This is a genomic window from Dorea sp. Marseille-P4042 (genome assembly GCF_900290215.1).
GTDB lineage: Bacteria > Bacillota > Clostridia > Lachnospirales > Lachnospiraceae > Dorea > Dorea formicigenerans.
In genome coordinates this window covers 877,182-891,065 of sequence record NZ_OLMI01000002.1, presented here as the reverse complement: position 1 = coordinate 891,065, position 13,884 = coordinate 877,182, and the positions used below count along the sequence as shown (strand labels likewise).

Annotated in this window: 14 protein-coding genes, 2 tRNA genes and 1 other annotated feature; all 16 genes read left to right on the top strand. The window is 42.5% G+C overall.

Features of this window, described 5'->3' with window-relative positions; genetic code table 11:
- Positions 1-52: 52 nt before the first annotated feature.
- The 16 genes from C7E02_RS09785 to C7E02_RS09710 all read left to right on the top strand — a co-directional run bounded on the left by C7E02_RS09785 (position 53) and on the right by C7E02_RS09710 (position 13,827).
- Positions 53-1,033 carry an ABC transporter permease gene (locus C7E02_RS09785; RefSeq protein WP_105309446.1) on the top strand — a complete coding sequence of 327 codons (981 nt, stop codon included), beginning with the start codon at positions 53-55 and terminating at the stop codon, positions 1,031-1,033.
- On the top strand, positions 1,026-1,859 hold the full coding sequence (locus C7E02_RS09780; protein ID WP_029731562.1) for an ABC transporter permease: 834 nt from the start codon (positions 1,026-1,028) through the stop codon (positions 1,857-1,859). The genes C7E02_RS09785 and C7E02_RS09780 overlap by 8 nt, the downstream gene beginning before the upstream one ends.
- Before the next feature lie 19 nt (positions 1,860-1,878).
- Positions 1,879-2,853, top strand: a complete 975-nt coding sequence (locus C7E02_RS09775; protein WP_105309445.1) for an ABC transporter ATP-binding protein — start codon at positions 1,879-1,881, stop codon at positions 2,851-2,853.
- Complete coding sequence (locus C7E02_RS09770) at positions 2,853-3,818, top strand: ABC transporter ATP-binding protein (RefSeq protein ID WP_105309444.1); 966 nt, start codon at positions 2,853-2,855, stop codon at positions 3,816-3,818. The genes C7E02_RS09775 and C7E02_RS09770 overlap by 1 nt, the downstream gene beginning before the upstream one ends.
- Before the next feature lie 117 nt (positions 3,819-3,935).
- Positions 3,936-4,179, top strand: a binding site (T-box leader).
- Positions 4,180-4,316: 137 nt separating this feature from the next.
- Positions 4,317-4,889, top strand: a complete 573-nt coding sequence (locus tag C7E02_RS09765; RefSeq protein WP_005340983.1) for a 2-oxoacid:acceptor oxidoreductase family protein — start codon at positions 4,317-4,319, stop codon at positions 4,887-4,889.
- Positions 4,889-5,191, top strand: coding sequence for a 4Fe-4S binding protein (locus C7E02_RS09760; protein ID WP_005330565.1), 303 nt, complete (start codon positions 4,889-4,891; stop codon positions 5,189-5,191). Before C7E02_RS09765 ends, C7E02_RS09760 begins: the two co-directional genes overlap by 1 nt.
- Before the next feature lies 1 nt (position 5,192).
- On the top strand, positions 5,193-6,377 hold the full coding sequence (gene porA, locus C7E02_RS09755) for a 2-ketoisovalerate ferredoxin oxidoreductase subunit alpha (RefSeq protein WP_005330570.1): 1,185 nt from the start codon (positions 5,193-5,195) through the stop codon (positions 6,375-6,377).
- A gap of 15 nt (positions 6,378-6,392) precedes the next feature.
- Complete coding sequence (locus C7E02_RS09750) at positions 6,393-7,328, top strand: thiamine pyrophosphate-dependent enzyme (RefSeq protein ID WP_105309443.1); 936 nt, start codon at positions 6,393-6,395, stop codon at positions 7,326-7,328.
- Between the two features lie 109 nt (positions 7,329-7,437).
- The gene (locus C7E02_RS09745; RefSeq protein ID WP_029731566.1) at positions 7,438-8,082 is read left to right on the top strand and encodes a PduL/EutD family phosphate acyltransferase; all 645 of its coding nucleotides are present in this window, start codon (positions 7,438-7,440) and stop codon (positions 8,080-8,082) included.
- 225 nt (positions 8,083-8,307) lie between these two features.
- A complete protein-coding gene (locus C7E02_RS09740; protein ID WP_022279229.1) occupies positions 8,308-8,517 on the top strand; it encodes a hypothetical protein in 210 nt (69 codons plus the stop codon).
- Between the two features lie 489 nt (positions 8,518-9,006).
- Positions 9,007-10,341, top strand: coding sequence for a glutamine synthetase family protein (locus C7E02_RS09735; protein WP_029731567.1), 1,335 nt, complete (start codon positions 9,007-9,009; stop codon positions 10,339-10,341).
- Between the two features lie 111 nt (positions 10,342-10,452).
- On the top strand, positions 10,453-11,001 hold the full coding sequence (locus C7E02_RS09730) for an ANTAR domain-containing response regulator (RefSeq protein ID WP_005330590.1): 549 nt from the start codon (positions 10,453-10,455) through the stop codon (positions 10,999-11,001).
- A gap of 20 nt (positions 11,002-11,021) precedes the next feature.
- Positions 11,022-11,906, top strand: coding sequence for a diaminopimelate epimerase (gene dapF, locus C7E02_RS09725; protein WP_105309442.1), 885 nt, complete (start codon positions 11,022-11,024; stop codon positions 11,904-11,906).
- A gap of 109 nt (positions 11,907-12,015) precedes the next feature.
- A complete protein-coding gene (locus tag C7E02_RS09720) occupies positions 12,016-13,230 on the top strand; it encodes an LL-diaminopimelate aminotransferase (RefSeq protein WP_005340962.1) in 1,215 nt (404 codons plus the stop codon).
- Positions 13,231-13,423: 193 nt separating this feature from the next.
- A tRNA-Gln gene (locus C7E02_RS09715) sits at positions 13,424-13,494 on the top strand.
- 262 nt (positions 13,495-13,756) lie between these two features.
- Positions 13,757-13,827, top strand: a tRNA-Gln gene (locus C7E02_RS09710).
- Positions 13,828-13,884: the final 57 nt, after the last annotated feature.

Below are 13,884 nucleotides of genomic sequence, written 5' to 3'. Positions count from 1 at the left end.
ATAGATTCTGTTTTATGCAGAATCTATTTCTGAATATAGGAGAAAAATCAGAATGAAAAAATTTATTGCAAAGCGGCTTGCACAGATGCTCGTTGTATTTGTTGCAGTATCCATGTTTGCGTTTTCTATTATTTATTTCTCTCCTGGAGATCCACTGTATCTGTATACTTCACCGGCAGTTTCATCATATAAGATGTCGGATGAACAGTTAGATGCCATGCGTGAATCTTTGGGGCTGAATGGAAATGTAGCAGAGCGTTATGTGAGCTGGGCAGGAAAAATGTTACAAGGTGACTGGGGACTGTCTGTCAGTAACCACCAGCCGGTTAAGAAACAGATTATGGATAAACTTCCGAATACAATCGGACTTATGGGAGCAGCGTTGGTACTGTCAATTCTGTTATCTATACCACTTGGACTTTTAGCAGGATATTATAAGAATAAATGGATTGATAATATCGTCAGTGGAATTTCGTACCTTGGAATTTCCCTGCCAGCTTTTTGGTTCGGAATTATGATGATCATTTTATTTTCCCTGAATCTGGGCTGGCTTCCAAGTTCAGGTATGCACGCAATTGGAAATACATCTACTGGAGATCTGATTAAGCATGCAATCCTTCCGGCACTTGTATTGAGTGTAAATAATACAGCAGTATTTGTACGATATATCCGTGCAAATACCATTGAGCAGATGGAAGAAGATTATGTTATGACTGCAGTTTCAAAGGGTGTGCCACAGTTCCAGGTCATGAAAGGACATGTACTGAAGAACTGTCTGCTCCCAATTATTACAATGGTTGGAATGAACTTTGGAACACTGATTACAGGTTCATTCGTTGTAGAGTCTGTCTTTGGGTGGCCGGGACTTGGAACTCTTTGTATGAGTGCAATCAACAGCCGTGACTATACGATGATTATGGGAATCACGATGCTTGCCTGTGTCGTACTTTTAATTGGTAACTTCCTGGCAGACATTTTATATGGATTTGCGGATCCGAGAATTAAACAGGGAAAGGAGAAGAGTAATGGATAGAAAAGCAATGAAGAAAATGTTTCTTTCAAATAAAATGGCTGTTGTCTGTACAGTTCTGATTTTGATTATAGTAATTGCCTCTTTAATGGCTCCTCTTTCTCCGTATGATCCAGATGCATCTAACGTAGCAGAAAAAATGCAGGGAATCAGCAGTACACATATTCTTGGAACTGATGATATCGGACGAGATACATTTACAAGAACTTTATATGGGGGACGTATCTCATTGCTTGTTGGATTTGCAGCAATGTGCGTGGCAGTTATAGTAGGTACACTGTTTGGAACCATCAGTGGATACATGGGTGGTGCAGTTGATGCATTTATGATGCGTATCGTTGATGTATTTATGTCTGTCCCAAGCTTGCTGTTTATTATTGTTGTATATGCATTTATGCCACGTAACCTTGTAACATTGGTAGGAATGCTGGCCTTTTTCTCATGGACCAAGGTAGCCAGAGTTGTGCGTGCACAGACCCTGACACTCAAAGAGCGAGATTTTGTGATTGCTGCAAAAGCTCTGGGTGTAAGCCAGGGAACTATTATTCGTAAGCATATCATTCCGAATCTGATGCCGCAGATCATCGTGTCAGCAAGCCTTAGTATCGCAAATGCGATTCTGGATGAGTCTACACTTAGTTTCTTAGGTTACGGAGTTCAGCTTCCGATGGCTTCCTGGGGAAGTATGTTGCAGACAGCTCAGAAATTTATTTTACATAACCCAATTATGGCAGTGGCACCTGGAGTGATGATTCTTGTAACAGTTTTATGCTTTAATGTATTAGGAGATATGTTACAGCAGATGTTAGATCCGAAATTAGTGAAATAGTCAGGAAGGAGAGCAGAAAATGAGTAAAGTACTAGAAGTGAAAAATTTATCTGTATCATTCCGGACATTAAAAGGGGAAGTACAGGCTGTACGGGATGTATCATTTGATATAGAAAAAGGTAGTGTGACAGCTATCGTAGGAGAGTCCGGCTGTGGAAAATCCGTTACATCAAAGTCGATTATGGGATTGATTAAAAAGCCTGGATATGTAAGCAAAGACAGTCAGATAATTTTCCAGGGGGAAAATATTCAGGAATATAATAGGAAACAGTGGGAAGCTTACCGGGGACCGAAATGTTCCATTTGCTTCCAGGATGCGCTGACAGCGTTGAATCCGACTATGACTGTTGGAAAACAGATTATGGAAAAAATCCGAGTTCATAAGAAAGTGAGCAAACAGGAAGCGTGGGCAGAAGCAGTTCAGATGCTGGAGAGAGTAGGAATCCCGAATCCAGAGCTGCGTATGAAGCAGTATCCGCATGAGTTTTCCGGTGGAATGCGCCAGCGTGTTATGATTGCTATTGCAATGACACTGAATCCGGATCTTCTTATTGCCGATGAGCCGACAACTGCACTTGATGTAACAGTTCAGGCGGACATTCTGGATATGATGAAAGAGATTCAGAAAGAGCACCCGATGAGTATTATCCTGATTACACATGATCTTGGAATTGTTGCAAATTTTGCTACAGATATTATTGTTATGTATGCAGGAAAAATCGTGGAGCGTGGCACGGCAGAAGATATTTTCTATCATCCGACCCATCCTTATACAAAGGCACTGCTGCGTGCAGTTCCACGTCTGGATATGGAAGGCGAGAAACTGGAGACAATCGAAGGCGCACCGCCGAACATGATTAATCCGCCGAAGGGGTGTCCATTCGCACAGAGATGTAAAGAAAGAATGGACATCTGTGAAACAGCATTTCCGGAAGAAAGTAAGCTGAGTGAATGTCACGAAGTATGCTGCTGGCTTCAGAAGGAGGGACGATAGTGGAGAAGAACGAATATTTGTTAGAAGTAAAAGGACTGAAAAAATATTTCAAAGTCGGAAAAGGAACTTTAAAAGCCGTTGACGATGTCTCGTTCTACATTCGTCCGGGTGAGACACTTGGCGTCGTAGGAGAATCCGGCTGCGGAAAGACAACATGTGGAAGAACAGTTCTTGGTCTGTATGACAGAACAGATGGAGAAGTTCTCTACCGAGGAAAAGATGTACACAAACTGAAAGGTGAGGAGCGCAAGCAGTTCACGAAGCACGCGCAGATTATTTTCCAGGATCCGTATGCGTCTCTGGACCCGAAGATGAAAGTTCAGGACATCATCGCAGAAGGAATCCGAGCACATGGACTGGCAAAGAGCGAGAAAGAGATTAAAGAGAGGGTTAATGAACTTCTCGTAACAGTCGGTCTGGATGCACAGTATGGAGAGCGTTATATCCACGAGTTTTCAGGTGGACAACGGCAGCGTATCGGAATTGCCAGAGCACTGGCAGTAGAACCAGAATTTATCGTGTGTGATGAGCCGATTTCTGCTCTTGACGTGTCTATTCAGGCTCAGATTGTAAATCTGCTCGATAAATTGCAGGAAGAAAAGGGTCTGACTTATATGTTTATCGCCCATGACCTTTCTATGGTAAAATACATTTCCGACCGTGTTATGGTCATGTACCTTGGAAAAGTAGTGGAGATTACAGCCGCTGACCGCTTGTATGAGCAGCCGGCACATCCATATACACAGGCACTTCTGTCTGCGATTCCGATTCCAGATCCACACGTAGAGGCGAAGAAAGAGCGAATTAAGATGGGTGGAGAAATCCCAAGTCCGGTAGACCCACCAAAGGGATGCCGTTTCCAGAATCGCTGCAAATACGCAACAGAAAGATGCCGAGAGGAAGAACCAGCACTTCGCCTGATTGGGGAAGACCACTACGTGGCATGCCACTTGGAGGACGAATAAAGAAGTTACAGATGTGTAACAAAAATGTAGTGATTATAATTTTTCAAAAACCTATTGACCTTTCTCTGAATATAGAGTAATATTTATGTAACGCAAAAACAGATTGCGCTCTATAATTTAAATTCTGTGAAGAGAAAGAGTAGAGATAAGAGATTTCCCTACAGAGAGCTGTCGGTGCTGAAAGACAGCGGGAGGCTTATTTTGAAAATCATCTCTGAGAAGGAAAGCTGAAAGAATCACATCAGGTAAGTTTTCACGGGGATTTCCCGTTATAGAAATCACGTATGATTGTACGTAGTGAATATCACTTGTTTTAGAAGAACAGGGTGGTTGCGGAACTGATAATATGTCCGTCCCTATTTCAGGGGCGGACTTTTTGTATATATGATGCCAGTGACACAAGCTTTGCACTAATAGAAGCATAGACGTAGAAGAGTTAAAGCGTGGAGTAATCTGTAGGCATCATACTTATACACAACAAGAGAAAGGAGAAGATGCATGAGTAATCACACAGAGATCAGATGGCATGGCCGTGGCGGTCAGGGTGCCAAGACAGCAGCATTACTGTTAGCTGATGTTGCATTTAAGACAGGAAAATACGTACAGGGATTTCCGGAGTATGGTCCGGAGCGTATGGGTGCGCCGATCACAGCGTACAACAGAATCAGCGATGAGGTGATCCGTGTACATTCTAACATTTATGACCCAGAGTTCGTAGTTGTTGTAGACGAGTCACTTCTTGAGACTGTAGATGTAACAGCAGGACTGAAAAAAGAGGGGGCGATCCTTGTAAATACAGCCCGCCCAAAAGAAGAGATTATTCCACATCTGAAAGGATACGAAGGAAAACTTTACACGATAGATGCACATAAAGTATCTATGGAAGCTATGGGAAAATATTTCCCGAATACACCGCTTCTTGCAGCAATCGTAAAAGTTGCAAATATCATGGACGAAGAGACATTTTTAAGAGAGATGCAGGCTTCTTTCAAACATAAATTCGCCAGCAAGCCAGAGGTTATCGACGGTAACATGAAGGCTCTTGAGATGGCACTGAAGGAGGTAAAATAATGGCTACAGATATCAGCAAATTAGGAGTTAAGACAAAATGGCAGGATCTGACTGAAGGAATGATCGTTGCCGGAGCAGGGACTTCAAAGGATTTCCACACCGGTGAGTGGACAAGTGTAAAGCCGGAATTTATTGAAGACAAATGTAAACAGTGTCTGTTATGTGTACCTGTCTGTCCGGACAGTTGTATCCCGGTTAAGGATATGAAAAGAGGAGCATTTGATTATGACCATTGCAAAGGATGCGGTATTTGTGTAAAAGCATGTCCGTTCGGTGCAATTACGATGGAAGGAGTGAAATAAGATGGCAGGAAAAAGAGATCGTTTATCAGGAAATGAAGCAATAGCAATCGCTTTAAGACAGATTAATCCGGACGTATTTCCGGCATTCCCAATTACACCATCTACGGAGATTCCGCAGTATTTCGCTTCATTTGTAGCAAATGGACAGGTGGATACAGAATTTATCCCGGTTGAGAGTGAGCATAGTTCTATGTCAGCAGCAATCGGAGCATCTGCTGCAGGAGCACGAAGCCTTACAGCAACTTCTTCCTGTGGACTTGCTTATATGTGGGAGGAACTTTACATTGCAGCTTCTAACAGACTTCCGCTTGCACTTGCACTTGTAAATCGTGCACTGTCCGGTCCGATCAATATCAACTGTGATCATTCTGACAGTATGGGAGCAAGAGATGCAGGCTGGATCCAGATTTACGCAGAGAATAATCAGGAAGCTTATGACAACATGGTTCAGGCTTTCCGCATTTCCGAGCATAAAGATGTACGCCTTCCAATCATGATCTGTCAGGATGGATTTATCACAAGCCACGCCGTAGAGAACATTGAACTTCTGGAAGATGCAGACGTCAAGAATTTTGTTGGTGAGTATGAGCCGGAAGATTATCTTCTGAATCCGGAGTGCCCGATGGCAGTCGGCCCTTACTCTATTACAGATTATTATATGGAAGCAAAGCGTAACCAGGCAGAAGGAACAAGAAATGTCAGCCGTGTCGTAAAAGAAGTGGCTGAGGATTTTGAGAAGCTTTCCGGCAGAAAATACGGACTTTTCGAGGAGTATCGTATGGAAGATGCTGAACGTGCAGTTGTTATCATTGGTTCCGCAGCAGGAACAACAAAAGATGCAGTAGACAGACTTCGCGAGCAGGGAGAGAAAGTCGGACTGATTAAGATCCGTCTGTTCCGTCCATTCCCGGCTGATGAGATTGCAGAAGCATTGAAAAATGTCAAGGCAATCGCGATCATGGACCGTGCAGAGAGTTATACAAATCACGGTGGCCCACTTGGAGCAGATGTGATGTCTGCATTATTCCGTGCAAGAAGCCAGGCACTCGCAATTAACTATGTATATGGACTTGGTGGACGTGATGTGCGTGTCGAAGATATGGAAAATGTATACGAAACACTGAAACAGGTCATTGCAGATGGTGATGCCGGAGAAATGTATCGTTACATGGGAATCAGAGAATAAGGAGGCGCGAAGAAGATGAGTTATAATTTTAAAGAGACAATGAACAAACCAGAGCGTCTTGCTCCTGGACACAGAATGTGCGCCGGATGTGGCGGAACAATTGCAGTAAGAAATGTCCTTCGTGGTCTTCATGAAGGGGACAAAGCAGTCATCGGAAATGCAACAGGATGTCTGGAAGTTTCTACATTTACATATCCATACACAGCATGGGAAGACAGCTACATTCACAATGCATTTGAAAATGCAGGGGCAACACTCAGCGGTGTTGAAGGCGCTTACAAAGCGTTAAAGAGAAAAGGAAAATTACAGGATACAAATTACAAATTCATTACATTTGGTGGAGACGGCGGTACATACGATATCGGACTTCAGTCATTATCCGGGGCAATGGAGCGTAATCAGGATCTTGTATATGTGTGCTACGATAACGGAGCTTATATGAACACAGGTATCCAGCGTTCTTCTGCAACACCAATGTATGCAGATACAACAACAACACCAGTTGGAAGCGAGAGCAATGGTAAACCGCAGAACAGAAAAGATCTGGCATCTGTAATTGCGGCACACGATATTCCGTACGTTGCACAGACTACATTTGTACAGAACTTTAAAGATCTGCACATCAAATCCGAAAAAGCTATCTATACACCGGGTGCAGCATTCCTAAACATTATGGCACCATGCCCGCGTGGATGGAGATACAACACACCAGACATTATGGAAATCTGTAAACTTGGTGTAGAGACATGTTACTGGCCGCTGTTCGAGGTCGTAGAAGGAAAATGGATCCTGAACTATGAGCCAAAGAAGAAACTTCCAATCGAGGACTTCTTAAGACCACAGGGAAGATTCAAACATTTATTCAAGAAAGGTAACGAAGACCTTCTTGGGGCATTCCAGAAGGAAGTAGACAGAAGATGGGAAGACCTTCTGTTCAGATGTTCAAGATAAATGTAAGATGCGTTCATAATCTGCAGGCGTGGAGCGGCAATAGGTTCGCTCCGGGCTTGTAGATATAGAATATAGTAAGATTTATGAATTAGGGAAATGAGGTAAAGGCATGGGACTTGCAATACCAATCGAGACAAGTGCAAGGCACATTCATCTGTGCCGGGAAGATTTTGAAATATTATTTGGAAAAGGAAAAGAACTGACATTTAAGTCAGAACTCAGCCAGCCGGGACAGTTTGCCTGTGAAGAACGCCTGGAGGTCCGCGGACCAAAAGGAGCATTCGAGAGGGTTGCAGTTCTTGGACCTTTCCGTGGGGAGACTCAGGTGGAAATCTCAATGACAGATTCCAGAAAACTGGGAATTCCAGGAATGATACGTCAGTCCGGAGACACTGCAGGGACACCTGGATGTACACTGGTGGGACCGTGTGGAAGCGTGGAATTAGACCACGGTGTGATTGTGGCAAAACGCCATATACACATGACACCGGTACAGGCATATCAGTTAAATGTAAAAGATAACGACTCTGTATTCGTCATTACACAGAGCTTTGAACGGGCACTGATATTTGCAGATGTCATCGTTCGCGTCAGTCCGCAGTTCGCACTTGCAATGCATGTAGATACAGACGAGGCAAATGCATTCGCAGGAACCGAGAACCCGACAGGAACACTGCTCAAGCTCTTCGGAGGAAAATCCGAAGAACTACAAAGATGGGCAGATGAGATTCAGAGTGGTATTCATCGGATATAAAATTATATAATACAGGCACAAGAATAGTCCTATAAGGCACGCTCGCGCTACCTTCCGCTGGCAGCACTTACGATTATGGTTGCAGAATCAAAACCAGATGAAATGGAAATGATGATTACAGTTATTATGAATTGTATGAAATAGATTACTTGCACCTGTGTCGGTTTGTGTGTATACTTGATTTAGAATATTTGTGCGTGAGTACGAGAAATAGGAGGTAGTGGTATGCGTGATTTTTTAGATAAGGTGAAGGAAGTTTTTGACCGTGAATGGTCAGGTGAAGAGAAAGTTCTGATTATGCTTTGTTGTGTTCTTTTAGGAGTGATTTATGGATTTTTAATTTCTCCAATTAAAAAAGGAATTTCCGTTGGCAATAACAATGGAAATAATTATAACGAATATGCAGATGACTACTGGTTAGATGACGAAGAGTAGAATAAAAAGTAAGAAATATTGATGCCGGATCAGAGTGATATGTGCCTGAAAATTTGGACATATTTTATGAGGTAACTTAAACAAATGAGGATTTTCTGTGTTGAACAGAAGGTCTTCATTTTTTATGCAGATATATTTGCTCATAGGATTTAACTTTGCAATTGAGTTCCATTTGAAATATACACTATTAATCAATTGTCAGGATTGACAAAGCATCATTTTCTTTTTATAATCATAAACATGTGAGACAACGGCGTTTTCATCCTTGTATGAGAGCGCCCTTTTTTGCTATAAAAGTATTATCAATAGATAGCTTGGAGGCATGTTTACATGCATTACAGGCTATCTATTAGATAATCTGAGCTGCATGAACAAGAAGGGCGAAAGCCCGGATTGTGAATGTGGCAGCAGATGCGGGAGTGCAAAGCACGGAGCATCTGGCTTTTATAGAGTCAGATAGTAAAAAATAAAACAAGCGGGAGGTTTCTTATGAACAATTACACACGCGAGGATATTTTGAGGATGGTGGAAGAGGAGGACGTTGGTTTCATTCGTCTTCAGTTCACAGATATGTATGGAACTTTGAAAAATGTAGCAATCACCAGCAGCCAGCTTGAGAAGGCGCTGGATAATGAGTGCATGTTCGATGGTTCTGCCATTGAAGGTTTTGCGAGAATGGAAGATTCGGATATGTATCTTCGCCCGGATCTGAATACATTTGAAATCTTTCCGTGGAGACCGCAGCAGGGGAAAGTAGCAAGGCTGCTCTGTGATGTACAGAAAGCGGACGGCAGTATGTTTGAAAGTGATCCAAGATATGTGTTAAAGAAAGTGATTGCCGAAGCAAAAGAGATGGGGTATACATTTGACGTGGGACCAGAGTGTGAGTTCTTCTTATTCCATACGGACGAAGACGGACTTCCGACTACATTTTCTCATGAGAAGGCAAGCTATTTTGATCTGGGACCGTTAGATTTAGGAGAAAATGCAAGGCGTGATATTGTTCTGACACTGGAGGATATGGGATTTGAAGTAGAAGAATCTCACCATGAATTTGCACCGGCACAGCATGAAGTGGATTTTAAATATGATGAGGCACTTTTAACTGCGGATAATATTATGACATTTAAACTAGTCGTAAAGACGATTGCCAAGCGTCACGGGCTTCATGCTACATTTATGCCGAAACCGAAGTACAATGAAAATGGCTCTGGTATGCATATGAATATGTCCCTTCATAATGAAGCGGGGGAAAATGTATTCAATGACAAGAATGACCCGAATGGTATGAGTAAAGAGGCATACTATTTTATTGGCGGTTTGATGAAGCACATTAAAGCCATGACATTTATCACGAATCCTATTGTAAATTCTTATAAACGGTTTGTGCCGGGATTTGAGGCACCGGTGCATATCGCATGGTCCAGAAAGAATCGGACGCCACTTATCCGAATTCCGGCAGACCGTGGGGGGAACGTCAGAATCGAACTTCGTAGTCCGGATACTGCAGCAAACCCTTATCTGGCACTGGCAGTATGTCTGGCAGCAGGACTGGACGGTATCCGTAGTAAGATCATGCCACCGGATAGCATCGACCGCAACTTATTTGAGATGAGCGAGGAAGAACTCAAAGAGGCAGGAGTAGAAAAGCTTCCAATGAATCTGATGGAAGCGTGTCAGGAATTTGAAAAAGACGAGTATATTAAAAATGTACTTGGAAATGATCTGGTGCAGAAGTATACACAAGCTAAGAAAAAGGAATACGAGGAATATGTAACCCAGGTCACAGAATGGGAGCTTAATAAATATTTACATCGAATCTAAGCCCGCTGTTGTGTGAAATATTTCTTATCAGAGAGAAGAAAAGATTCAGGAAGCCGCTAAAAGCGGACAGAAGGTCGGTTTTAGCAGCGATACACAGCAGGAGGTGGCAAATTGGTAGGTATTATAGTTGTATTTCCGAACAAGGATAATGCGACCAATATCCGAAATCTGTTAGTGCGTGCAGGGCTTAATGTTACTGGAGTGTGCACGACAGGAGCGCAGGCGATGAACTACGCAGATTCTGTTGATGAAGGAATTATCGTGTGTGGATACAAACTAAAAGATATGATGTATTCAGAATTAAGAGAATATTTGCCGGATCGCTTTGAGATGCTTTTGATTGCGTCACAAGGGAAATGGGAAGAAGGGCTGGCAAGTGGTGTCATGGGACTGACTATGCCGATCAAAGCGTATGATCTTATGAATACCCTTCAGATGATGCTTCAAAATATGGACCGGCGGCGCAGAAAACGTAAGAAAACGATTAAGAGCAGGACTCCTGAACAGGAAGCATTGATCCGAAAAGCAAAAGAATTGCTGATGGCGCGAAATAATATGACAGAAGAAGAGGCACACCGGTATCTTCAGAAGAACAGTATGGACAGCGGAACGAATATCGTAGAGACAGCGGAGATGGTACTTAGCATTATGAATGAATAAAGATGGGAGAAATAATAAAAATGAAATTCACAAAAATGCAAGGTCTGGGGAACGATTACGTTTATGTAAATTGTTTCAAAGAAAAAATCGACAATCCACCTGAGGTGGCAAAGATTGTCAGTAACAGACATTTCGGAATCGGGTCAGACGGTCTGATCATGATCAATCCGTCTAAGGTGGCTGATTTTGAAATGGAGATGTATAATGCAGATGGTTCCAGAGGAGAAATGTGTGGAAATGGAATCCGTTGTGTTGCAAAGTATGTCTATGATTACGGACTGACTGATAAGACACACATTTCCGTGGAGACACTTGGAGGAATTAAATATCTGGATCTGACGGTGAAAGATGGAAAAGTTGCACTGGTACGTGTTGATATGGGAGAACCGGAGCTTGACCCGGAGAAAATTCCGATTATAATGAAAGGGTATTCCGATGAAACTGATAGGGTACTAAATGCTCAGATTAAAGTAGACGGGAAAGAGTATCATATGACTGGTGTATCAATGGGAAACCCTCACGATGTTGTCTACATTGATGATGTACAGGGACTTGACATTGAAAAAATCGGACCGAAATTCGAGAACCATGAGAGATTTCCACAGCGGATTAATACAGAATTCGCAAGAGTTATCGACAGAAAGACCGTGGAAATGCGTGTGTGGGAGAGAGGATCCGGCGAGACACTTGCATGTGGAACCGGAGCATGTGCTGTAGCAGTCGCGAGCATTTTAAACGGATATACAGAGCGAGAAGTAGAAATCCGTCTTCTGGGAGGAAATCTTCAGATTGAATGGAATGAAGAAGATAATCATGTCTATATGACAGGTCCGGCGACCGTTGTATTTGACGGGGAGATAGATCAGCTGGGAGATGACTCCGCCTCTATAGGTGGTGAGAAATAAGCTGATGTGTCCCATGGATTGTGAAAGATATTGTAAGACGCCATGTAAGAATGGATAGAAACGACATTGTAAGATATCACATAATGAATAAATAAAGGAGACTAGAAAGATGTTTAAAGTAAACGAAAATTATCTGAAATTACCAGGAAGTTACCTTTTTTCAACGATTGGAAAGAAAGTATCAGCATATCAGGCAGCTAATCCAGACAAGCAGATCATCCGACTTGGAATCGGTGATGTAACACAGCCACTTGCACCGGTAATTATCGAGGCAATGCACAAGGCTGTTGATGAGATGGGCCATGCCGAGACATTTCACGGATATGCACCAGATCTTGGATACGAATTTTTAAGAAGCGCCATGGCAAAGAACGATTATCAAGATAAAGGCTGCGACATTCAGGCAGACGAAATCTTTATTTCTGATGGTGCAAAATGTGATTCAGGAAATATTCAGGAAATTTTTGCGGCAGACAGTAAGATTGCAGTGTGTGACCCGGTTTACCCTGTGTACGTTGATACAAATGTAATGGCAGGACGTACCGGAACTTACGATGCAAAGACAGAGACATGGAGCAATGTGATCTACATGCCTTGTACAAAAGAAACAAACTTTGCACCGGTATTGCCGGAAGAGACACCGGACATCATTTATCTGTGTTTCCCGAATAATCCGACAGGTTCTACAATCACAAAAGCACAGCTTCAGGAGTGGGTAGATTACGCTAATAGAGTCGGAGCAGTCATCATCTACGACTCTGCATATGAAGCATATATCTCCGAGTCAGACGTACCACACACCATTTACGAGTGCGAAGGAGCAAGAACATGCGCAATAGAGCTTCGAAGCTTCTCTAAGAATGCAGGATTTACAGGAGTACGTCTTGGAGCAACCGTTATTCCAAAAGATCTGAAATCCGGAGACGTGATGCTTCATTCCCTGTGGGCAAGACGTCATGGAACAAAATACAACGGAGCACCTTACATCGTACAACGTGCAGGGGAAGCGGTATACAGCGAAGCGGGAAAGGCTCAGTTAAAAGATCAGGTCGCTTATTACATGAACAATGCAAAAACAATCAAACAAGGACTGAAAGACGCAGGATACAACGTATCCGGCGGCGTGAATGCACCATATATCTGGTTAGAAGTACCAAAAGGAATGACATCCTGGGATTTCTTCGATTATCTGCTTGAAAAAGCAAACGTAGTCGGAACACCAGGTTCAGGATTCGGACCAAGCGGAGAAGGATATTTCCGCCTGACAGCATTTGGAACATACGAAAACACAGTAGCAGCAATCAAGAGAATCAAAGAAATGTAAATTGCAGTAAAATTGTAGATGGGGACGTAGCATTTTGTGAAAATGCTACGTCCCCATTAGCGATTTGAAAAATGTCTGGTGAAAAAGGGAAAATGTGAAAAGGGAAAATGCAAAAAATCTATTGACATTCTCTTGAATACGTGTATAATTAATATTCGCTGGACAAATAAAACAGCAGAGTAAGTCACATTAATGCGGATTGGTGTAATGGCAGCACAGCAGACTCTGACTCTGTTAGTAGAGGTTCGAGTCCTCTATCCGTAGTTATTGATGCTGAGTATTTCGTAAGAGATACTCAGCATTTTGCGTATACGGGTGCTGCGTTCGGGACGTAGAGGGTGAAAGAGTAAATATTGACGCTTTTTATTTTCACACAATAGATGCAGATTTCCTAATATATCAGCTAGAAAATGAGAGATATAAATTTGGTGAAAAATTGCGAAAAAATAAAAAAAAGGGTATTGACTTTTTTTCAGAATTAAGTATAATAATATTTGTTCGCTGATAACGCAGAACATCACACTAATGCGGATTGGTGTAATGGCAGCACAGCAGACTCTGACTCTGTTAGTAGAGGTTCGAGTCCTCTATCCGTAGTTCCTTGGCAGGGGCGCCGGATACTTGAATGAGTATCCGGTTACTTAATTAAAGATA